Origin of the sequence: Georgenia muralis (assembly GCF_003814705.1) — a bacterium.
Lineage (GTDB): Bacteria > Actinomycetota > Actinomycetes > Actinomycetales > Actinomycetaceae > Georgenia > Georgenia muralis.
Genome location: NZ_RKRA01000001.1, coordinates 3,469,110 through 3,491,088 on the forward strand (window position 1 = coordinate 3,469,110; position 21,979 = coordinate 3,491,088).

Consider the following 21,979-nt stretch of genomic DNA (forward strand, 5'->3'; position numbering starts at 1 on the left):
GTCGCCTGGCCGCCTGGATCGTGGACCACCTGGTGGGCGCCGGGCCTCGGGCGGCGACCGTCGAGCTCACGCCCGCCTGAGCACGTCCGGCGCCCACCGTCCGGCGCTACCGTGAGCAGCGACAGCGGCGGAGGGAGCGGCGATGGCCCGGCTCGAGGGGCCCGAGCCCGGCATCGTCACGCTGCGTCGCTACCGGCGGTCGTGGTGGCGCGGCGACGTCCTGGCTGGGATCACCGTCACCGCCTACCTCGTCCCGCAGGTGATGGCGTACGCAACGCTGGCAGGGCTGCCGCCCGTGGCGGGGCTGTGGACGATCGTGCCGTCCATGGCCGTCTACGCGTTCCTGGGCTCCTCGCGCCAGCTGTCGGTGGGGCCGGAGTCCACGACGGCGCTCATGGTGGCCGTCACGGTGGGTCCGCTCGCCGACGGCGACGCAGGACGCTACGCGGGTCTCGCCGCGACCCTCGCGCTCCTGGTCGGCGCACTGGCGCTCGTCGCGCGGGTCCTGCGGCTCGGCGTCGTGGCGGACGTCGTCTCCCGGCCCGTCCTCATCGGCTACATGGCCGGTGTGGCGGCGCTGATGATCACCGGCCAGCTCGAGAAGGTCACCGGGGTTCCGGTGCCCGACGGGACGATCGTGGCGCAGCTGGCCGCGTTCGCCGCGAACCTGCGGGACGTCGAGCCGGTCACCACCGCCGTCGCGACCGGTGCGCTGGTCCTGCTGCTGGTGTTCAGACGTACCGCCCCTCGGCTGCCCGGACCGCTCCTCGTGGTCCTCCTCGCGACGGCGCTCGTCGCCGTCGGTGGTGACCTCGGCGTCGACGTGGTCGGGGCCATCCCGGCCGGGCTGCCCTCGCCCACCGTGCCGCCGCTGGACCTCGGCACGCTCGGCCTGCTGGTCGTGCCCGCCCTCGGTGTCCTCGTCGTCGCCTACACCGACAACATCCTCACCGCGCGGGCGTTCGCCACCCGCGGGGGGTACCGGATCGACCCCGACGCCGAGCTGCTCGCCCTCGGCTCGGTCAACGTCGTCGCCGGCCTCGTCCAGGGCTTCCCCGTCTCCTCCTCCGGCTCGCGCACCGCGATCGGCGCGGCGGCGGGCAGCCGCACCCAGGTCTTCTCCCTCGTGGCGGTCGTCTCGGTGCTGCTGGTGCTGGTGTTCGGGCGCCCGGTGCTCGCCGGCTTCCCCGACGCCGCGCTGGGTGCGCTTATCGTCTTCGCCGCGCTGCAGCTCGTGGACGTCCCGGGATTCCGCCAGCTCGCCTCGTTCCGGCGCAGCGAGCTGGCCCTGGCCCTGCTCACGCTCGCCGCCGTGGTGGTGCTCGGCATCCTCGAGGGCGTCCTGCTGGCCGTCGCGCTCTCCCTGGCGGAGATGCTCCTGCGGGTGGGGCGCCCGCACGACGCGATCCTCGGACGGGTCCCGGGCCTGGCGGGGATGCACGACGTCGACGACTACCCCACCGCCCGCACGATCCCCGGGCTCGTGGTCTACCGGTACGACTCGCCCCTGTTCTTCGCCAACGCCGAGGACTTCCGACGCCGGGCGCTGCGCGCTGTCGACGACGACCCCGGACCGGTGCGGTGGTTCCTCCTCAACGCCGAGGCGAACGTCGAGGTCGACCTCACCGCGCTCGACGCGCTGGAGTCGCTGCGCGACGAGCTGCACGGGCGCGGCGTCGTCGTCGCCCTCGCCCGGGTCAAGCAGGACCTGTACTCCGAGCTGGACGCCTACGGCCTGGTCGAGGCCGTCGGGCGGGACCACATCTTCGCGACCCTGCCGACCGCGGTGGACGCGTACGAGAGGTGGGCGGCGGGGCGCGCCCCCGGGAGCGACGAGCCGGCTGCCGGGTGAGCCGCGGCCGGCGAACCTCCCCCGCTGGGCAGCACGCTCACAGGGCCAGCTCGTACCGGTCCCCGGCCGGGGCGAACCCGATGCGCTCGTAGTAGGGGGCGCGCATGCCGGGGGCGCTGCGCACCGTGCGGTAGCCGGCGGCGCGCAGGACGTCCGAGCGCCGGAAGACGAACTCGCCCGGGGTGAAGTCGCGGTATCTCTCGGTGACGTAGTCGAGGTCGACCTGGGCCACCCCGTCCCCGGCGTCGTGGAGGAGGACGTAGCCGACGGTCTCCTCCCCGCGCACCACCAGGTAGGCCTCCGACCCGGGGGCCGGGCCGGTGAAGCCGGGGTTGAACTCGTGCACGTCGTCGTCGTGCAGACGCAGGAGGTGGCGCAGGTAGGCACCGTCGGGGTCGACGGGCAGGACCGCGTAGGTCGCCTCGGAGTGCCGGGTGCGCAGGAGCCGGACGATGCTCACCACCTGGATCGCGGCGAGGACGACGTTGAGCACGAACACCGGCCAGATCCCCAGGATGCCGTTGTAGACCATCTGCATGCTCGAGCCGATGAGATTGATCACACGCAGGCGCAGGATCCGCTGCTGCATCATCGACCAGACGATGACGGCCGAGCCCGCCCAGCCCACGATCTCCAGCACCGGCACGGCGGGGCCCCCCTCGACGACGGCGACGGCGCCGTGCGGGCGCTCGGTCTACCGTGCCGATCGTCTCACGCATCCCGACCCGTTGAGCCGGGCGGAAACGCCGGGGCCGTGCCAACCTTGGCCCATGCAGATCTGGCCTGGTCGTCCCTATCCTCTCGGTGCCACGTACGACGGCAGCGGCACCAACTTCGCCCTCTTCTCCTCCGTCGCCGAGCGGGTGGAGCTGTGCCTCATCGGGGACCGGGGCAAGGAGACGAAGCTCGAGCTGACCGAGGTCGACGCCCACGTGTGGCACGCCTACCTCCCCGGCGCCCAGCCGGGGCAGCGCTACGGCTACCGCGTCCACGGCCCGTACGAGCCGGAGAACGGCAACCGCTGCGACCCCAGCAAGCTCCTGCTCGACCCCTACGCCAAGGCGATCGACGGCCAGATCGACCGCGACCCCTCCCTGTACTCCTACAGCTTCGACAACCCCGCCAAGCGCAACACCGCCGACTCCAAGAAGCACACGATGTACTCGGTCGTCATCAACCCCTACTTCGACTGGGGCTACGACCGGCCGCCGAACCACGAGTACCACGACTCCGTGGTCTACGAGGCGCACGTCAAGGGCATGACCCAGCTCCATCCGGACGTCCCCGAGGAGCTGCGCGGCACGTACGCGGGGATGGCCCACCCGTCGGTCATCGAGCACCTCACCAAGCTGGGCGTCACCGCCGTCGAGCTCATGCCGGTGCACCAGTTCGTCAACGACCCGCACCTGCAGGAGAAGGGGCTGAGCAACTACTGGGGCTACAACACCATCGGGTTCTTCGCCCCGCACAACGGCTTCGCCGCGTACGGCACCCGCGGTGAGCAGGTCCAGGAGTTCAAGACCCTCGTCAAGGCGCTGCACGAGGCGAACATCGAGGTCATCCTCGACGTCGTCTACAACCACACCGCCGAGGGCAACCACATGGGCCCGACGCTGTCCTTCCGGGGCATCGACAACGCCTCGTACTACCGGCTCGTCGAGGGCGACGAGGCCCACTACTTCGACACGACCGGCACGGGGAACTCCCTGCTCATGCGCTCCCCGCACACGCTGCAGATGATCATGGACTCGCTGCGCTACTGGATCGAGGAGATGCACGTCGACGGCTTCCGCTTCGACCTCGCCTCGACCCTGGCGCGCGAGCTGCACGCCGTCGACCGGCTCTCCGCGTTCTTCGACATCGTCCAGCAGGACCCCAAGATCTCCCAGGTCAAGCTCATCGCCGAGCCGTGGGACGTCGGTGAGGGCGGCTACCAGGTGGGCGGGTTCCCCCCGCTGTGGTCGGAGTGGAACGGCAAGTACCGCGACACCGTCCGGGACTTCTGGCGCGGCGAGCCGTCCACCCTGGGCGAGTTCGCCAGCCGGATCACCGGCTCGTCCGACCTGTACGAGCACACCGGCCGCCGGCCGGTCTCCTCGGTCAACTTCGTCACCGCCCACGACGGCTTCACCCTGCGCGACCTCGTCTCCTACAACGACAAGCACAACGAGGCCAACGGTGAGGGCAACGCCGACGGCGAGTCCCACAACCGGTCCTGGAACTGCGGGGTCGAGGGTCCGACGGACGACCCGGAGATCCGGGCGCTGCGGGCGCGCCAGCAGCGCAACTTCCTCACCACTCTGCTCTTCAGCCAGGGCGTGCCGATGATCGCCCACGGGGACGAGCTCGGCCGCACCCAGGACGGCAACAACAACGTCTACTGCCAGGACAACGAGCTGGCGTGGATGGACTGGGACCTCGACGACGACCGGCAGTCGCTCCTCGACTTCACCCGAACGGTCGTCCAGCTCCGCAAGGACCACCCGGTGATGCGTCGGCGCCGGTTCTTCGCCGGCTCCCCCGACCACGGCGGCGAGTCCGACATCGGCGACATCGAGTGGTTCACCCACGCCGCCGAGCACATGTCCGACGAGGACTGGTCGGTCTCGCACGCCCGTTCCGTGATGGTCTTCCTCAACGGCCAGGCGATCCCCGAGCCCGACGCGCGCGGCGAGCGCATCGTTGACGACAACGTGCTCGGGCTCCTCAACGCCGGCGCCGAGCCGCTGGAGTTCCGGCTGCCCCCTGCCGAGTACGGCACCACCTGGACCACCGCGCTGGACACCTCGGACGACGAGGGCGTCGGCGTCGAGCACACCGCCGGCGGGACCGTCGCCGTGCCGGGACGCACCACCATCGTCCTGGTCAGCCCGCGCGGGGAGAGCGAGTGAGCGGCCCGGTCCCCGCTCCGGCCGGCGGCGGCGCGCACCTGCCCGCGCCGGGCCGGCGCCTGCCGGTGAGCACCTACCGGCTCCAGCTGGGGCCGGACCTGACGTTCGCCGCGGCGGAGGCGCTCCTGCCCTACCTCGACGACCTCGGGGTCACCGACCTCTACCTCTCCCCCGTCCTCCAGGCCGCGCCCGGGTCCACCCACGGCTACGACGTCGTGGACCACACCCGGATCAGCGAGTCCATGGGGGGCCGGGCCGGCCTGGAGAGCCTCGCCGCCGCCGCGCACGCCCGCGGCCTCGGGGTCGTCGTCGACGTCGTGCCCAACCACATGGCGGTGCCCACCCCCGCGTGGCACAACCGGGCCCTGTGGTCGGTGCTGCGCCACGGTGCGGAATCGCCCTACGCCTCGTGGTTCGACATCGACCTCGGCGGCGACGACGGCGTGCTCATGCCCGTCCTCGGCACCAGGGTCGGGGAGGTCCTCGCCTCGGGCGAGCTCAGGGTCGAGCGTCTCGTCGTGCCGTCCGAGCCGGACGCCGGCGAGCAGGTGGTGCTGCGCTACTTCGACCACGTCTTCCCCGTCCGGCCCGAGACCGAGCACCTCCCCCTCGCCGAGCTCCTCGAGCGCCAGCACTACCGCCTCGCCTACTGGCGGGTCGCCGACGAGGAGCTCAACTACCGCCGGTTCTTCGACGTCGGCACCCTCGCCGCGGTCCGCGTGGAGGTGCCGGAGGTCTTCGACGCCACCCACGCCCTGCTCCTCGAGCTCTTCGACGCCGGGGTGATCGACGGCTTCCGCATCGACCACCCGGACGGCCTGGCCGACCCGCGCGGCTACCTCCGCCGACTCGCCGAGGCGACCGGCGGCGCGTGGGTCGTCGCCGAGAAGATCCTCGAGGGCGAGGAGGAGCTCCCCGGCGACTGGCCCGTGGCCGGCACCACCGGCTACGACGCCGCCTGGCGCCTGCACGCGCTCCAGGTCGACCCCGCCGGCGCCGTGCCCCTCGCCGACCTCATGCACGAGGTCACCGGGATCTCCGCCTCCCTGCCCGCGGTCGTCGAGGAGGCCAAGCGGCAGATCGTCACCACCTCCCTCTACGCCGAGGTCCACCGGCTGGCCACGCTCGCGGCGGAGATCTGCCACGACGACATCCGCCTGCGCGACCACACCTTCCGCGCCCTGCACGACTGCTTCGCCGAGCTGGTCGTGGCGATGGACCGCTACCGCGCCTACGTCGTACCGGGCGAGCCGGTCCCGGCGGCGGAGGAGCGGGTGGTCCGCGAGGCGGCGGAGATCGCCCGGGGCCGGCTCGAGGCCGACCGCCACGACACCCTCGAGGTCGCCGTCGCCCTGGTCCTGGGCCAGGAGACCGGCAGCGCGGGACGCACCCACGAGGCCCGCCGCGCCGAGCTCATGGTCCGCTTCCCGCAGGTGTGCGGGGCGGTCATGGCCAAGGGGGTCGAGGACACCGCGTTCTACCGCTGGACGCACCTGGTGAGCCTGTGCGAGGTGGGCGGGGTGCCCTCCCGGTTCGGCATCGGGCCGGACGAGCTCCACGCCTGGGCGGGCCGCTCGGGCGCGAACTGGCCCGCGACCATGACCGCCGGGACCACCCACGACACCAAGCGCGGGGAGGACGTCCGGGCCCGGATCGGGGTCATCTCCGAGCACGCCGACGCCTGGGCCGAGCTCGTGCACTCCCTGCGGGAGGCGACCGCCGCGGTGCGTCCGGCCGACCTGGACGGCCGCACCGAGAACCTGCTGTGGCAGACCCTCGCCGGGACCTGGACCGAATTCGGTCCCCTCTCCGCCGAGCGTCTCCAGGGCTACCTCACCAAGGCCGTGCGCGAGCAGAAGGCGTGGACGACCTGGACCGCGCCGGACCTCGCCCGCGAGGCCGCGCTGCTCGACCACGCCGCCGCCCTGCTCGAGCACCCCGCCGTCGTCGAGGGGTTCGGCCGGTGGGTGGAGAAGGTCGCCCCCGCGGTGCGCGCGTCGGTCCTGGGTACCAAGCTCTTGCAGCTGACCATCCCCGGCGTCGCCGACGTCTACCAGGGCAGCGAGATCACCCAGACCTCCCTCGTCGACCCCGACAACCGCCGGCCCGTGGACCACGCCGCCCTCGCGGCGCGCCTGGCCGAGCTCGACGGCGGCGCCCGGCCGACCGGCTTGGACGACGACAAGCTCGCCCTCACCGCCGCCGCCCTGCGGCTTCGGCGCGCCCACCCCGGCGCCTTCGTCGGGCCTGCCGCGGGCTACCTCCCGCTGCCGACGACCACCTCGCACGCGGTGGCCCTGGCCCGTACCGAGGCCGACCTGCCGGTCGTCGTCGCGGTGACGACCCGCCTGGCGGCCGCCACTGCCCGCGTGCACGGCCTGCCCGACAGCACGGTCGTGCTGCCCGAGGGGTCCTGGCACGACGTCCTCAGTGGGACGACCTTCGAGGGCGGCCCGTGCCGCCTCGGCGACCTGCTGGCGTCCTCGCCGGTCGCGCTCCTGGAGCGGGCGTGAGCGCCGGGGCGGGCGCCGGCCGGCCCGGCGGAGGCCGCGCCGCGGGAGGCCCCGTGCGGGTCTGGGCACCGGACGCCAGGACGGTCGAGCTCGTCTCGGGCGAGGCGCGCACGCCGATGAGCCCCGAGGACGGGGGGTGGTGGCGCTCGGCTGATGCGCTGGCGCCCGGCACGGACTACGCCTTCGCGATCGACGGCGGCCCGGCCCTGCCGGACCCTCGCAGCGCGTGGCAGCCGCACGGCGTCCACGGTCCCTCGCGGACCTTCGACGTCTCGGCGCACGCCTGGGCCGACGCCGGATGGGCGGGTCGCTCGAGCCTCGGTGCGGTGATCTACGAGCTGCACATCGGCACCTTCACGCCCGAGGGCACCCTGGACGCCGCCATCGCCAGGCTGGACCATCTCGTCGCCCTCGGCGTGGAGATGGTCGAGCTCATGCCCGTCGCGGCGTTCCCCGGCACGGCCGGGTGGGGCTACGACGGTGTGGCGCTGTACGCGGTGCACGAGCCCTACGGCGGACCGGCGGCGCTGCAGCGCTTCGTCGACGCCGCCCACGGCCGCGGCATCGCGGTGTGCCTCGACGTCGTCTACAACCACCTCGGGCCCTCGGGCAACTACCTGGGCGCGTACGGGCCGTACTTCACCGAGCGCCATCACACCCCGTGGGGTGCGGCGGTCAACCTCGACGGCGGCGACGCGGCCGAGGTGCGCGCGTTCGTCGTCGACAACGCCGTGCGCTGGCTGCGCGACTTCCACATCGACGCCCTGCGCCTGGACGCCGTCCACGCCCTCGTGGACGACTCGGACCGGCACGTCCTCGCCGAGCTCGCCGACGCCGTGGCGGCGCTCGGGTCCGAGGTGGGCCGGCCGCTGTCGCTCATCGCCGAGTCCGACCTCAACGACGCTCGGATGGTGACCGCCACCGCGGACGGCGGCCTGGGGATGACCGCGCAGTGGAACGACGACCTCCACCACGCCCTCCACGCCCTCGTCACCGGCGAGCGGCAGGGGTACTACGCCGACTTCGGGTCCGTGGCGACCCTCGCCAAGGCGCTGACCGAGGTCTTCGTCCACGCCGGGGAGTTCTCCTCCTTCCGCGGGAAGGTCTGGGGCGCGCCGGTCCCGCCCGAGGTGGACCGGCGCCGGTTCGTCGTCTTCTCCCAGGACCACGACCAGGTCGGCAACCGTGCTCTGGGCGACCGGCCGAGCCGGGCTCTCTCGCCGGGGCAGCTCGCGATCTCCGCCGCCGTCGTCCTCCTGGGACCCGGTACGCCGATGCTCTTCATGGGTGAGGAGTGGGGGGCGACCACGCCGTTCCAGTACTTCACCGACCACGCGGAGCCCGAGCTGGCCGAGGGCGTGCGGGAGGGACGCTCGCGCGAGTTCGGCACGCACGGGTGGGCCGAGCTCTACGGGCACGACATCGTCGTGCCCGACCCGCAGTCCCCCGAGACCGTGGTGGCCTCGCGCCTGGACTGGGACGAGCCGGCACGGCCGGACAACGCCCGTCTCCTGCGGTTCTACACCGACCTCGTGCGGCTGCGCCGCGAGCCCGACATCGCCTCGGGCGACCGGGCCGCCACGGCCGTCCAGACCGGGCCGGACCAGCTGGTGATGCGTCGAGGCGGCATCGCCGTCGCGATCAACCTCGCCCCGGGGCCCGCGACCCTGGCGCTCGGGTCCGCGGCGGGCGAGGTGCTCCTGTGCTGGGACGGGGAGGGGCTGGCCGTGCACGGGTCCGAGGTCGAGCTGTCCGGCCACAACGTGGCGGTGCTGCGGCTGGCGTGAGCGGCCGCCCCGGAGCGGTGGGGGTCACCGGACGGCACGGGTCGCGCGGGTGGTGAACCCGCGCACGCCTGCGCGCGAGGTCCAGGCGATGCCCATAGCTCCCGAATCAGCAGGAGCCGGGTCGGTCAGCACGTAGCGGGTCGAGCCCGCAGACCAGTTCCTGCTGATCGGGCAATGGAGCCTCGACCTCGGCCGGAACGAGCTCACCACCGCCGGAACCCGCGACTGGCCGCCGCCGGCGGCGGCAGACGGCGACGTGCTCGGCGGGCCCGAGCTCACCGGCCGGTGGGCAGCGCGCCGGGGTGGTGCCGGGCGAACTTGCGGAACTGGTTCACCTGGGCCGCGGCGATCTCGGCCCACCGGCGCGGGTCGCGCTCCGCGCGGTAGAACAGCGGGTTGGTCGCCCGGCCCGCTCGTGCCAGTCGCCGGACCAGGGCTGCGTCGGCGGCAGGGACGTACCGGCGCACCAGGCGCAGCGGCACCACGTGGAAGAGGTGCTCGGCGGTGCCCACCCGGGGCTCGGCCGGCGCTCCGTCGACGAACGCGCGCACGTACATCTCCGCGACGTCGTAGCCGGACGCCGTCACCGCGTAGCCGCTGCGGCCCACCCGGGGGTTGACCTCGAGGAATCGGTGGACGCCGTCACGCGGGTCCCGCTTGAGGTCGACGTTGGCGAAACCGCGCCACCCGACGTGCTCGAGCAGGCGCCGGGCCTGGTCCACCGCGTCGGGGTGGACCCCCGTCACCTGCGCGACGGAGTTCCCCAGGGCCCCCGGCGTGTGCTCCTCCAGGAGGACCCGGCCGTACTGGGCGAAGCGCCACACGCCGTCGGCGTCGAAGAAGAGGTTGACTGCGGCCATCTCCCCGTCGCCACCCGGCACGAGCTCCTGGACGAGGAGGTCCCCGGGGAAACCGGCGGCGGCGATCCGGGCGAGGACGGCCTCGAGCGCCGCCGGGTCGTCCGCGTGGTCGACCTTGCGCTTGCCGTCGAAGGTCACCTCGTGGAACGCGCTCGTCGAGGCCGCCTTGACCACGACAGGGAACGTGAGGTCACGCGCCGCGCCGGCACCGTCGGCCGCCTTGAGGACCACCGTGCGCGGGACCGGCAGGCCGAGCTCCTCGCACAGGGCGGTGAACCTGCCCTTGTCGGTGATCCGCGCCATGGCGGCGGCGTCGGCGTAGGGCACGACGACGGTGGGCTCGAGCTCGCCGCGGCGGGCGACGACGACGTCGACGAGCCAGTCCGCGCTGGCCAGCACCAGGTGACGACGGCCCGGCTCCTCGGCGGCGACCGCACGAACCGCCGCGACGACGGCGTCGGGGTCGGACATGCCGGGGATCTCGCGGTGGTCCACCGCGACCGAGCGGCGCACCGCCCAGGTGATCACGGCCGAGAGGACGACCGAGCGCACGCCGTAGCGCTCGTGGAACGTCCGGGCGGTGGCGTAGGCGCCGAGGTCGCCGCCCAGGATGATCGGGCGGACGTCGGAGGTGGGGGCCATGCGGTCCTCTCAGGGATGGGCTGCAGTGGCGAGCATAGGCGGGGTGCGCACCCAGGGCTGTGCGGCAGCCGACGGTGCGGCACCCGGGCAGCGACCTGACGCCGCGGCCGAGGGACGGCGCGCCCTCCTGACGCCCGACGGCGGGAGACCTAGCCTGGGGTGGTGAACGGTGACCGGGTGGCACCACCCGACTTCGAGGCGGCGCTGCTGAGCCTGCGCGGGCACCGCCTGCGCCCGGAGCTCCACCTCGAGGAGATCCCCGCGCCGTCCCGGCTCGCCCCCTACGCGCTCGCCCTGACCGGTGAGGTCAACCCCGACCCGGGGTCGGACCCGGACTCCTTCCTCGGGCACGGCCGGTTCGTGGTCCTGCACGACCCCGCCGGTCAGGACGCCTGGCACGGCACCTTTCGTGTGGTCGCCATGGCCAAGGCACGCCTCGAGGACGAGCTCGGGGCCGACCCGCTCCTCGGTGAGGTCGGCTGGAGCTGGCTCACCGACGCGCTGACCGACGCCGGCGCCGGGTACCACCACCTCTCCGGCACCGTCACGCGGGTGCTGTCCGAGACGTTCGGGGGTCTGGAGCTGCGCGGCGGTGAGGTGGAGATCGAGGTGCGCGCATCCTGGACCGCGACGACGCCTGACCTCGGCCCCCACCTCCGCGCCTGGGCGACGCTGACGTGCACCGCGGCGGGGCTCGAGCCGCTGCCGGAGAACGTCACCGCGCTCACCCGGCGGCACTGAGCGCTCAGGTGCTCTCGCGCCAGAAGGCGCGGACGCTCGGCTCGGCGCACGGACCGCCCTTTGGTCCCGCTCGCCGCCCCCGGGGCGGGGATAGCGTGATGGCTGTCACGGCGGTGGGGCTCGCCTTCAACCGCGGCAGCGATGTCGCCAACGGTCCCTGGTCTTGTCCGAGAGGGCGAGCGGCTGCGGTGACCCACGGTCTCTTCCCCTCGTGTTCTGGGACCGCGCCCCGGGTGGGTGCGGAGGAGAGGTGGAGATCCACATGGGTGTTGACGAGTTCGGCGTCGCCGACCTGAGCGCACTGGAGATCCTCGACTCGCGAGGCAATCCCACGTTGCGCGTGTCCGTCAGGCTGTCCGGCGGACACCAGGCCTCGGCCGGTGTGCCGTCCGGTGCCTCGACCGGAAGCCGGGAGGCGGTCGAGCTGCGCGACGGCGACGCCGACCGGTACGGCGGCAAGGGTGTCACCCGCGCGGTCAGCAATGTCAACGGCGAGCTGGCCGAGCTCTTGCGGTCCAGGACCTGGACCTCCCTGGCCGAGGTGGACCGGGCGATGAACGACGCCGACGGCACCGCGAACAAGGGCCGCCTCGGGGCGAACGCGATCGTGGGCGTCTCCATGGCGCTGGCTCGCGCCCTGGCAGGCACCGGCGAGCTCTACTCGTTCCTGCGCCTCGACGGTGCCGCACCCCGGCTGCCGGTCCCGCACTTCAACGTGCTCAACGGCGGCGCGCACGCGCCGAACTCGCTCGACTTCCAGGAGTTCATGATCGCCCCGATCGGCGCCCCGTCGCTGCCCGAGGCGGTGCGTGCCGGAGCGACCGTGTACGCCAGGCTCCGGTCGTTGCTCAAGGACCGCGGCTTCGCCACCGGCCTGGGCGACGAGGGCGGTTTCGCCCCGGACATCACCCGGCCCGAGGACGTCCTGTCCCTGCTGGTCCAGGCGATCGAGGGTGCCGGGTACACCGCCGGCCGTGACGGGGTGGCCATCGCGCTGGACCCGGCGGCGAGCGAGTTCTACGACGGCGGCTCCTACCGGGTCGCCGGGGAGAGCCTGACCAGCGCTGACATGATCGAGCGGTACGCCCGGATGGTCAGCGACTTCCCCGTGTGGTCCATCGAGGACGGCCTCGCGGAGAACGACTGGGACGGCTGGGTCGACCTGACCGAGCGCCTGGCCGGCCGCGCGCAGATCATGGGCGACGACATCCTCGTCACCAACCCCGCGATCATCACCGAGGCGATCGGGCGCAAGGTCGGTAGCTCCGCCCTCATCAAGCTCAACCAGATCGGCTCGGTGTCCGAGACCCTCGAGGCGATGCGCCTGTGCCGGGAGGCCGGCTACACGCAGATGGTCTCCCACCGCTCCGGCGAGACCGAGGACAGCTTCATCGCCGACCTCTCCGTCGGCACCGGGTGCGGCCAACTGAAGTCCGGTGCGCCCGCGCGAGGTGAGCGGGTGGCGAAGTACAACCGGCTCCTGCAGATCGCCGCCACCACCGACCTGCCGTACGGGCTCGGTGGACAGTGAGGATTCCGCTCGCAGCCTGCTGGGCTGTGGCCTGCGTGCGACCCCTCGGCTGGGTGTAGCCGCGGACCGGCGAGGCGGCTGAACGCCCGAGTCACCGGTCGTTGCGGCGGACGTCACCGGCGCGGCACCGGGACGGCGCGGCACCGGGACGGCGCGACGCCGCGCACGGGTGGGCAAGTAACGTGGGGCCGTGCCCCAGACGCCCGACGCCGCCGGACCCGCCCGCCCCGAGGGAGCCGCGACGTCCGTGGCCGAGCCGGAGCCGCCGGCCGCCGAGCCGCTGACCGAGCCCACCGGCGGGGTGCCGCCCGTGACCGACACACCGTCCGCGCTCGAGACCGCGGTCGCATGGCTCGCCGGGGGCACCGGCCCGCTCGCCGTCGACGCCGAGCGCGCCTCGGGCTACCGGTACGGCCAGAGCGCCTACCTGGTCCAGCTGCGCCGCGCGGGTGCCGGGACGGTGCTCCTCGACCCCGTCCCGCTCAACGACCTCGGTGACCTGGCCCGGCTCATGGGTGAGGCGGAGTGGGTGCTCCACGCGGCCGACCAGGACCTGCCGTGCCTGCGCGAGCTCGGGCTCGAGCCGCCGAGCCTGTTCGACACGGAGCTGGCGTCGCGGCTGCTGGGCCGCCAGCGGGTCGGTCTGGCCGCCGTCGTCGCCGAGAACCTCGGCTACGCGCTCGCGAAGGAGCACTCCGCCGCCGACTGGTCCACCCGGCCCCTGCCGGCGGCGTGGTTGCGCTACGCCGCTCTGGACGTCGAGCTGCTGGTGGAGCTGCGCACCGTCCTCGCCGACCACCTCGACGACGCCGGCAAGCTCACCTGGGCCCTGGAGGAGTTCGAGCACGTCCGCACCGCGCCGCCGCCTCCCCCGCGGCCGGACGCCTGGCGACGCACCTCGGGGCTCCAGGCGGTGCGGTCCCCGCGCGGCCTGGCCGTGGCGCGCGAGGTCTGGCTGGCCCGGGAGGAGCTCGCCCGGCGCCGGGACCGCTCGCCGGGCCGGGTGCTGCCGGCGGCCGCGGTGGTCGCCGCCGCCCAGGCGCAGCCCAGGACCGTCGAGGACCTCCTGCGGCTCCCCGAGTTCGCCGGCAAGGGCACACGCCGGCACGCCCCCTACTGGCACGCGGCCGTGGCACGCGGCCTGCAGCTCCCCGAGAGCGAGCTACCACCTCGGCGCGCACCCCTCGAGCCCGACCACCTGCCGGCCCCCCGGTCGTGGCCGGAGCGCAACCCGGAGGCCGCCGCACGCCTGGAGGTCGTGCGGGCCGCGGTGCGGACCCGCGCGGCCGAGCTCGAGCTGCCCCAGGAGAACCTCCTGGCCCCCGCCCTGCAGCGCCGCCTCGCCTGGGACGGCACGGAGACCACGGCCGCGGCGGTCGGCGACCGGCTCCTCGCCCTCGGCGCGCGCCGGTGGCAGGCCGAGCAGGTCTCGGGGGTCCTCGCGGCCGCGCTCGGCGGCTGAGGCCGACGGTCCCCGGTCGGGGTGACGTTCCCCGGTTGGGGTCGACGGTGATGCGCCGACCGCGACGGTGATCGGCAGCTGACGGAGGGACCCGGTAGGCTCCGCGGGTACCTGATACCGACAGTGCCGTCTACCAGGAGGTCTCGTGCCCGCACCGTCCTACACCGAGCGCGTCACCGTGGTCCGCCCCTCCGACGTCGAGGTCCCCGGCCTCGGCACCGCCGCGCTCCTCGTCCTCGTCGCGGAGGACGGCTCGGACCGGCCGTGCTCGCTCGGCCCGACCGGTCTGGCCAACCTCGAGGCCGCGGTGGCCGAGGCCGGGTCCCGGGCCGCGCGTGGGGAGGTGGGCGCCGTCGTCCTCACCGGCGGCGGGCGGACCTTCCTCGCTGGCGCGGACCTGACGATGATGCGTGCCGCCACGACCGCCGACGAGGTGCGTGCCCTGGCCGAGGCGGGCCACCGCCTCGTGGCGGCGATCGCCGACCTGCCGGTGCCCACCCTCGCCCACCTCAACGGTGCCGCGCTCGGCGGCGGGCTCGAGATCGCCCTCGCGTGCGACCACCGCACGGCCGCCCCCGGGGTCCGCGCGATCGGCCTGCCCGAGGTCACCCTCGGACTGCTTCCCGGCTGGGGCGGGTGCACGGTGCTACCCCGGCTGGTCGGCCCGGACGCCGCGCTGACGGTCATCCTCGACAACCCCGCCCGGGCCAACACCCTCCTCGACGCCGCCGGCGCGCAGCGGCTCGGCGTCGTCGACGTCGTCGTCGGCAGCCTCGAGGCCGCCCTGGAGCACCTCGGCGCCACGGTCACCGCGGGGCGGGCGGGCGGCCCGGCCACCGCAGAGCAGGCGGGCGGCCCGGCCGGAGCCGAGAGCATCGCCCCCGCCGGCGGCGCCGTTCCGGTGCCGGCAGACGAGGCCGCCTGGTCGGCAGCGGTCGGGGCCCGGCGTGAGCGCGCCCGGGCCGCCGCCGCGGGCGGGGCACCCGCCGCCGCGCGCGCCCTCGGCATCGTCGAGGCCTCCCGCACCCGCACCCGCGCCGAGTCCTTCGCCGCCGAGGACGACGGACTCACCGAGCTGGTCATGACCGACCAGTGCCGCGCGAGCCTCTACGCCGCGGACCTCCTCGGCCACCGCACCGCCCGTCCCGGCCGGCCCGAGGGCGTCGAGCCCCGTCCGGTCACCTCCGTGGGCATCGCGGGGGCCGGGCTCATGGCCGGGCAGCTCGCCCTGCTCCTGGCCCGCTCCCTCCGCGTGCCGGTGACCATGCGCGACCTCGACGACGAGCGCGCCGCCCGCGGACTGGCGGCGGTGCGGGCGGAGATCGGCCGGATGCGCGAGCGCGGCCGCCTCGACGAGGCCACCGCCGAGGAGCTCACCGGCCTCGTCACCGTCACGACCGACCTCACCGACCTCGCCGGCGCCGACCTCGTCGTCGAGGCGGTGTTCGAGGAGCTGGAGGTCAAGCGCGCCGTCCTCTCCGAGCTCGAGGGCGTCGTCTCCCCCACCGCGGTGCTGGCGACGAACACCTCGGCCCTGTCCGTCACGGCGATGGCCGAGCACCTGCGCCACCCCGAGCGGGTGGTCGGCCTGCACTTCTTCAACCCCGTCGCCCAGATGCCCCTGGTCGAGGTGGTGCGGGCACGGCGCACGGACGACCCCACCTACGCGACGGCGTTCGCCGTGGCCGACCGCTGCCGCAAGACCTCCGTCGCCGTGGCCGACGCGCCGGGCTTCGTCGTCAACCGGTTGCTCGTGCGCCTCCTCGGCGAGGTCCTCGGTTCCCTGGAGGAGGGCACCACCGTGGCCGAGGCCGACGCCGCGCTCGTACCGATGGGCCTGCCGATGGGGCCCTTCCAGCTCCTCCAGCTCGTGGGGCCCGCCGTCGCCGAGCACGTCCTGATCACCCTGCGTGAGCAGCTCGGCGAGCGGTACCCGGACTCGCCGGGCCTGCGCGCGGTGGTGGCGTCGGGCCGCGCGTTCGTCACCGGGGGCGGTCGGCCCACTGCTGCCTCGCCGGTCGACCCGGCGGTCGAGGAGCTGTTCGGCTCCCGGAGGTCACCCGAGCCCCTGGACGCCGCCGGGGTGCTGCGCCGGGTGCAGCTGGCGCTGGCCGAGGAGACCCACCTCCTGCTGCGCGAGGGCGTCGTCAGCGGCGCGGAGGACGTGGACCTGGCGATGATCCTCGGGGCGGGGTGGCCGGCGCACAACGGCGGGCTGACGCCGTACCTGGACCGCACCGGTGCCGCCGAGGAGCGCGGCGGGCGCTTTCACCCCCGGGGGGTCGCGGACCTGCCGTGAGCAGGCGGGTTGCCCGGTGTTCCGGCGGGTGCACCGCCGGAACGCCGGACGGTCAGAAGACCGTCAGCCCCCGGTCGCGAAACTGCGCACGGATGCGCTCGACGTCGGCGGGCTCGGGCGCCGGGGTCTCCCCGAGCTCGTAGGGCAGGTCCAGCCGCTCCCACTTGTCCCGGCCCATCTGGTGGAAGGGCAGCACCTCGACGCGCTCGACGGTCGCCAGCGACGCCACGTGGTCGGCCACGGCCGCGACGTTGTCGGGCGCGTCGGTCAGGCCCGGCACGGCGACGAACCGGATCCACATCGGCGTGCCCCGCGCGGCGAGGCGACGCGAGAAGTCCAGCGTCGGGGCCAGCTCGCGGCCCGTGGTGCGCAGGTAGGTCTGCGGCAGGCCCGACTTGACGTCGAGGAGGACGAGGTCGACGTCGTCGAGCAGCGCGTCCGAGGCGTGGGTGCCGAGGAAGCCCGAGGTGTCGACGGTCGTGTGGACCCCCATCTCCTTGGCCCCGCGCAGGAGCCGGCCGAGGAACGCCGGCTGCATGAGGGGCTCGCCGCCGGAGACGGTGAGCCCGCCACCGGTGGCCCGGAAGACCGGCAGGTAGCGCCGGACCCGGCGCAGGAGCTCGTCCACGGCCACAGGCTCGCCGTCGCGCATCCGCAGCGTGTCGGGGTTGTGGCAGTACAGGCACCGCAGGGGGCAGCCCGCCAGGAAGACGGTCATCCGGGTGCCCGGCCCGTCGACGGCCGTGACGAGCTCCCAGGAGTGCATGGAGCCGATCTCGCCGGCCCGGACCGCCGCGACGTGCTCGCCGTGGCTCATCTCGGCCGTCGTCGCGATGCCCGCCGTGCCCGCCGAACGGCGCAGGCGCGGCACGGCGTCCTCGGGGACGGCGACGTACTCGCCGTTGATCCCGTCGGGCGCGACGACGGCCGGGGGCCTCACCTCACAGGCCGCCGTGGAAGGTGCGGGAGATGACGTCGAGCTGCTGCTCCCGGGTGAGGCGGACGAAGTTCACCGCGTAACCGGACACCCGGATCGTCAGCTGCGGGTACTTCTCCGGGTTCTCCATCGCCTCGTAGAGGGTGTCCCGGTTCAGCACGTTGACGTTCATGTGGTACCCCTGCGAGCCCATGTAGGCGTCGAGGAGGCCCACGAGGTTGGTGGCCTGCTCGTCGGGGGTCCGGCCCAGGCCCGACGGGACGACCGTGTTGGTCAGGGAGATCCCGTCCTGCGCCTCGTTGTAGGGCAGCTTCGCGACCGACAGCGCCGAGGCCAGCATGCCGTGCGTGTCGCGCCCGTTCATGGGGTTGGCGCCCGGCGCGAACGGCTCGCCCGAGCGGCGCCCGTCCGGGGTGTTGCCCGTGTGCTTGCCGTAGACGACGTTGGAGGTGATCGTCAGCACCGACTGGGTGTGCACGGCGTCGCGGTAGGTGGGCAGGGCCCGGAGCTTCGTCATGAACCGCTCGACGAGCGTGACGGCGATGGAGTCCACACGGTCGTCGTCGTTGCCGAACATCGGGAAGTCGCCCTCGGTGACGTAGTCGACGACGAGGCCGGCCTCGTTGCGCACGGGCCGCACGGTCGCGTAGCGGATGGCGGAGAGGGAGTCCGCGGCGACCGAGAGACCGGCGATGCCGCACGCCATGGTGCGCAGCACGTCCTTGTCGTGCAGCGCCATCTCCAGGCGCTCGTAGGCGTACTTGTCGTGCATGTAGTGGATGCAGTTCAGCGCGTCGACGTAGGTCGCGGCGAGCCAGTCGAGCAGGGTGTCGTACCTGCCCAGGACGTCGTCGTAGTCGAGGACGTCACCGGTGATGGGCTCGGTCGCGGGGGCGACCTGCTGGCCGGTGTTCTCGTCGCGGCCGCCGTTGACGGCGTAGAGCAGGGCCTTGGCGAGGTTGACGCGGGCGCCGAAGAACTGCATCTGCTTGCCCACGGCCATGGGCGAGACGCAGCACGCGATCGCCGAGTCGTCGCCCCACGCGCCGCAGATCTGGGCGTCGGACTCGTACTGGATGGCGGAGGTGTCGATGGAGACCTGCGCGCAGAACTTCTTGAAGCCCTCGGGCAGGTGCTCGCTCCAGAGCACGGTGAGGTTCGGCTCCGGCGCGGGACCGAGGTTGTACAGGGTCTGGAGCATCCGGAAGGAGTTCTTCGACACCAGGGTCCGGCCGTCGTCGCCCATGCCGCCGATGGACTCCGTCACCCAGGTCGGGTCGCCGGAGAACAGCTCGTCGTACTCGGGGGTCCGCAGGAACCGCACGATGCGCAGCTTGATGACGAAGTCGTCGATGATCTCCTGCGCCTGGCTCTCGGTGAGGCGGCCGGCGGCGAGGTCACGCTGGAGGTAGACGTCGAGGAAGGTCGAGGTGCGGCCCAGCGACATCGCGGCGCCGTTCTGCTCCTTGACCGCGCCGAGGTAGGCGAAGTACAGCCACTGCACGGCCTCGCGGCCGTTCGCGGCGGGCCGGGAGATGTCGAAGCCGTAGGAGGCCGCCATCTCCTTGAGCTCGACCAGCGCGCGGATCTGCTCGCTGTTCTCCTCGCGGTCGCGGATGACGTCCTCGGTGCTGCGCACCGCGTCCATCTCGGCCCGGTCGAGCTTCTTCTGGGCGATGAGCCGGTCGACGCCGTACAGGGCGACGCGGCGGTAGTCGCCGATGATGCGGCCGCGGCCGTAGGCGTCGGGCAGGCCGGTGACGAGGTGGGAGCTGCGGGCGCGGCGCACGTCGGGCGGGTAGACGTCGAAGACGCCGGCGTTGTGGGTCTTGCGGTACTTGGTGAAGATGTCCCGCACGACCGGGTCGACCTCGTACCCGTAGGTCCTCAGGGAGGTCTCGACCATCCGCCAGCCGCCGTAGGGCATGATCGCCCGCTTGAGGGGGGCGTCGGTCTGCAGGCCGACGACGATCTCGGCGTCCTTGTCGATGTACCCCGGCGCGTGCGCGGTGATCCCGGCGGGGGTGACGGGATCGATGTCGTAGACACCCTTCTCCCGCTCGGCCGGGAACATCCCCGACAGAACCTCCCAGATGTGGGTGGTGCGCGCGGTGGGACCGGTGAGGAAGGACGCATCACCCTCGTAGGGGGTGTAGTTGCGCTGGATGAAGTCGCGCACGTCCACGCCGTCCTGCCACGGGCCGGCGACGAACGTCGCCCACGGGTCGGCCGCGCGGGCCTCGTCGACGGGCTCCTGGATGGTCGTGGCCATTCCTGCCTCCTACGTGTGCCTGCGGCAGATCTTGCCGCCTGTCACAACAGTACGAATCGGACACCCACTCGCGCGTGGGACCTAGGGCTGGAGGTGGCCGTGCGCTCCCTCACAGCGACGTGCCCGCAGTCACAGGATCAGACCTCGGTGGCGTCGACCCGGCTCGGCAGGGTGGGCAGGGACGCGACCGATGCCGCGGCCTCGCGGGCGATGTCCTGCCCGCGCAGGTGGAAGTCCTCGACGAGCTCGCCCCGGGAGGCGTGCTCGAGGAAGCGCAGGGGGATGCCGTGCGAGCGCACGGGGACGTCCGAGCCGGCCTCGGCCACGGCGTCGCGCAGGGCGGAGCCGACACCGGCGGTGACGAGGCCGTCCTCGACCGTCACGACGAGGTCGTGCCGGGCCGCCAGGTCGACGAGGTCGGCGGCCACGGGCAGCACCCAGCGAGGGTCGACCACGGTCGAGCCGATGCCCTGGGCGTCGAGCGCGGCACCGACCTCGACCGCGGTGCGGGTCATCGCCCCGACACCGACGACGAGCACCCGGGGCGTGCCGGCGTGCCGGGCGAGGACGTCCACGCTGCCCTGACGCGCGAGGGCCGGCATCTCCTCCGGGACGGCACCCTTGGGGTAGCGCACCACCGTCGGGCCGTCCTCGACCGCGACCGCCTCGCGCAGCTCGGCCCGCAGGGTCTCCGCGTCCCGGGGGGCGGCCAGCCGCAGGCCGGGCACGGTGCGCAGCAGCGCCATGTCCCACATGCCGTTGTGGGAGGCGCCGTCGTCCCCGGTGAGCCCGGCCCGGTCGAGCACGAACGTCACGCCGGCCCGGTGCAGGGCGACGTCCATGAGGACCTGGTCGTAGCCGCGGTTGAGGAACGTCGCGTACAGGGCGACGACGGGGTGGAGCCCGGCGAAGGCCATGCCGGCGGCGGAGGTCACCGCGTGCTGCTCGGCGATGCCCACGTCGAAGACCCGGTCGGGGAACTCCTCGGCGAAGGGGGCCAGGCCCACCGGGGCGAGCATCGCGGCGGTGAGCGCGACGACGTCGGACCGGCGCCGGGCGATCTCGACGATCTCCTCGGCGAACACGCTCGTCCACCCGAACCGTGACGGCGCCACCGGAAGGCCGGTCTCGGGGTGGATGACCCCCACGGCGTGGAACCGGTCGCGCACGTCCTCCTCGGCGGGCGTGTACCCACGGCCCTTCTCGGTGATGGCGTGGACGATGACGGGGCCGCCGTAGGCGCGTGCACGGGTGAGGGCGAACTCCATCGCGCTGATGTCGTGCCCGTCGACGGGCCCGACGTACTTGATGCCGAGGCCCTCGAAGAGCCCCTGCGGGGCGATGACGTCCTTGAGGCCCTTCTTCATCCCGTGCAGGGCGTCGAACGCGACGCGCCCGGGTGTCCCCGAACGCTGGAGCGTCCGCTTGCCCCAGCCGAGGACCTTCTCGTAGCTCGGGGTGGTGCGCAGCGCGTCGAGGTGGTGCGCCAGCCCGCCGATCGTCGGGGCGTAGGAGCGGCCGTTGTCGTTGACGACGATGATGAGGGACCGGTCCTGGCCGTCGGCGATGTTGTTGAGCGCCTCCCAGGCCATGCCACCGGTCAGCGCGCCGTCGCCGATGACCGCGACGACGCAGCGGTCGTCGAGACCGCGCAGCTCGTTGGCCTTGGCGATGCCGTCGGCCCAGCTCAGCGCGGTGGAGGCGTGGGAGTTCTCCACGATGTCGTGGTCGGACTCGGCCCGGGACGGGTACCCGGACATCCCGCCACGGCGGCGCAGGCCCGAGAAGTCCTGCCGGCCGGTGAGGAGCTTGTGGACGTAGGCCTGGTGCCCGGTGTCGAAGACGATCCGGTCCACCGGTGAGTCGAAGACGCGGTGCAGCGCGATGGTCAGCTCGACGACGCCGAGGTTGGGCCCCATGTGGCCGCCGGTGGCCGAGACCGAGCTGACGAGGAACTCCCGGATCTCCTTGGCCAGGACCTCCAGCTCGGGGGACGTCAGCCGTCGCAGGTCGGCGGGGCGGCGGATGCGCTCCAGCTGGCTCATGGTCGGTCCTTCCCCGGAGCGCGAGGAGACGCACCGGTGCAACACTGTAGGACGCGCGGCGGCCGCGGGCGAGGTCTGAGGGCGTGCGGGTGGTCACCGTCGTGCCGCGCGACGGTTTCGGGCCGCGCCCGCACGGCGACGGCGGGC

13 protein-coding genes are annotated in these 21,979 nt (G+C 73.6%); 8 read left to right on the top strand and 5 right to left on the bottom strand.

Annotated features, from left to right (window positions below; genetic code table 11):
* Positions 1 to 142 precede the first annotated feature (142 nt).
* Positions 143 to 1,852 (top strand): sulfate permease, encoded by a 1,710-nt coding sequence (gene sulP, locus EDD32_RS15715; RefSeq protein WP_123918974.1) that lies wholly within the window; start codon positions 143 to 145, stop codon positions 1,850 to 1,852.
* 37 nt (positions 1,853 to 1,889) lie between these two features.
* On the opposite strand, the gene EDD32_RS15720 is transcribed toward sulP, so the two are convergent.
* Positions 1,890 to 2,444, bottom strand: coding sequence for a hypothetical protein (locus tag EDD32_RS15720; RefSeq protein ID WP_447925992.1), 555 nt, complete (start codon positions 2,442 to 2,444; stop codon positions 1,890 to 1,892).
* Positions 2,445 to 2,622: 178 nt separating this feature from the next.
* Between EDD32_RS15720 and glgX the strand changes: the two genes are divergently transcribed.
* From glgX to treZ, 3 genes are read left to right on the top strand one after another with little or no spacing between them, the layout of a single operon-like run.
* Positions 2,623 to 4,743 (top strand): glycogen debranching protein GlgX, encoded by a 2,121-nt coding sequence (gene glgX, locus EDD32_RS15725; protein ID WP_123918978.1) that lies wholly within the window; start codon positions 2,623 to 2,625, stop codon positions 4,741 to 4,743.
* The gene (gene treY, locus EDD32_RS15730) at positions 4,740 to 7,256 is read left to right on the top strand and encodes a malto-oligosyltrehalose synthase (RefSeq protein ID WP_123918980.1); all 2,517 of its coding nucleotides are present in this window, start codon (positions 4,740 to 4,742) and stop codon (positions 7,254 to 7,256) included. Before glgX ends, treY begins: the two co-directional genes overlap by 4 nt.
* A 53-nt stretch (positions 7,257 to 7,309) precedes the next feature.
* Positions 7,310 to 9,043, top strand: a complete 1,734-nt coding sequence (gene treZ / locus EDD32_RS15735; RefSeq protein ID WP_170175326.1) for a malto-oligosyltrehalose trehalohydrolase — start codon at positions 7,310 to 7,312, stop codon at positions 9,041 to 9,043.
* Between the two features lie 275 nt (positions 9,044 to 9,318).
* Here the strand turns inward: treZ and EDD32_RS15740 are convergent, their stop codons facing one another.
* Entirely contained in the window at positions 9,319 to 10,545 is a 1,227-nt protein-coding gene (locus EDD32_RS15740) for a carboxylate--amine ligase (RefSeq protein WP_123918984.1), read from the bottom strand.
* A 177-nt stretch (positions 10,546 to 10,722) separates the two neighbouring features.
* Between EDD32_RS15740 and EDD32_RS15745 the strand changes: the two genes are divergently transcribed.
* The 4 genes from EDD32_RS15745 (at position 10,723) to EDD32_RS15760 (ending at position 16,578) form a co-directional block, all read left to right on the top strand.
* Positions 10,723 to 11,286 carry a DUF3000 domain-containing protein gene (locus EDD32_RS15745; protein WP_246006171.1) on the top strand — a complete coding sequence of 188 codons (564 nt, stop codon included), beginning with the start codon at positions 10,723 to 10,725 and terminating at the stop codon, positions 11,284 to 11,286.
* A 262-nt stretch (positions 11,287 to 11,548) separates the two neighbouring features.
* Positions 11,549 to 12,817 (top strand): phosphopyruvate hydratase, encoded by a 1,269-nt coding sequence (eno, locus tag EDD32_RS15750; RefSeq protein WP_123918988.1) that lies wholly within the window; start codon positions 11,549 to 11,551, stop codon positions 12,815 to 12,817.
* Between the two features lie 190 nt (positions 12,818 to 13,007).
* Positions 13,008 to 14,279, top strand: coding sequence for an HRDC domain-containing protein (locus EDD32_RS15755; RefSeq protein ID WP_123918990.1), 1,272 nt, complete (start codon positions 13,008 to 13,010; stop codon positions 14,277 to 14,279).
* A 145-nt stretch (positions 14,280 to 14,424) separates the two neighbouring features.
* The gene (locus EDD32_RS15760) at positions 14,425 to 16,578 is read left to right on the top strand and encodes a 3-hydroxyacyl-CoA dehydrogenase NAD-binding domain-containing protein (protein WP_123918992.1); all 2,154 of its coding nucleotides are present in this window, start codon (positions 14,425 to 14,427) and stop codon (positions 16,576 to 16,578) included.
* Between the two features lie 52 nt (positions 16,579 to 16,630).
* On the opposite strand, the gene pflA is transcribed toward EDD32_RS15760, so the two are convergent.
* The 3 genes from pflA to dxs all read right to left on the bottom strand — a co-directional run bounded on the left by pflA (position 16,631) and on the right by dxs (position 21,832).
* Positions 16,631 to 17,395, bottom strand: coding sequence for a pyruvate formate-lyase-activating protein (pflA, locus tag EDD32_RS15765; protein WP_123920606.1), 765 nt, complete (start codon positions 17,393 to 17,395; stop codon positions 16,631 to 16,633).
* 124 nt (positions 17,396 to 17,519) lie between these two features.
* Entirely contained in the window at positions 17,520 to 19,787 is a 2,268-nt protein-coding gene (pflB, locus tag EDD32_RS15770; protein ID WP_123918994.1) for a formate C-acetyltransferase, read from the bottom strand.
* A 137-nt stretch (positions 19,788 to 19,924) separates the two neighbouring features.
* The gene (dxs, locus tag EDD32_RS15775) at positions 19,925 to 21,832 is read right to left on the bottom strand and encodes a 1-deoxy-D-xylulose-5-phosphate synthase (protein WP_123918996.1); all 1,908 of its coding nucleotides are present in this window, start codon (positions 21,830 to 21,832) and stop codon (positions 19,925 to 19,927) included.
* Positions 21,833 to 21,979: the final 147 nt, after the last annotated feature.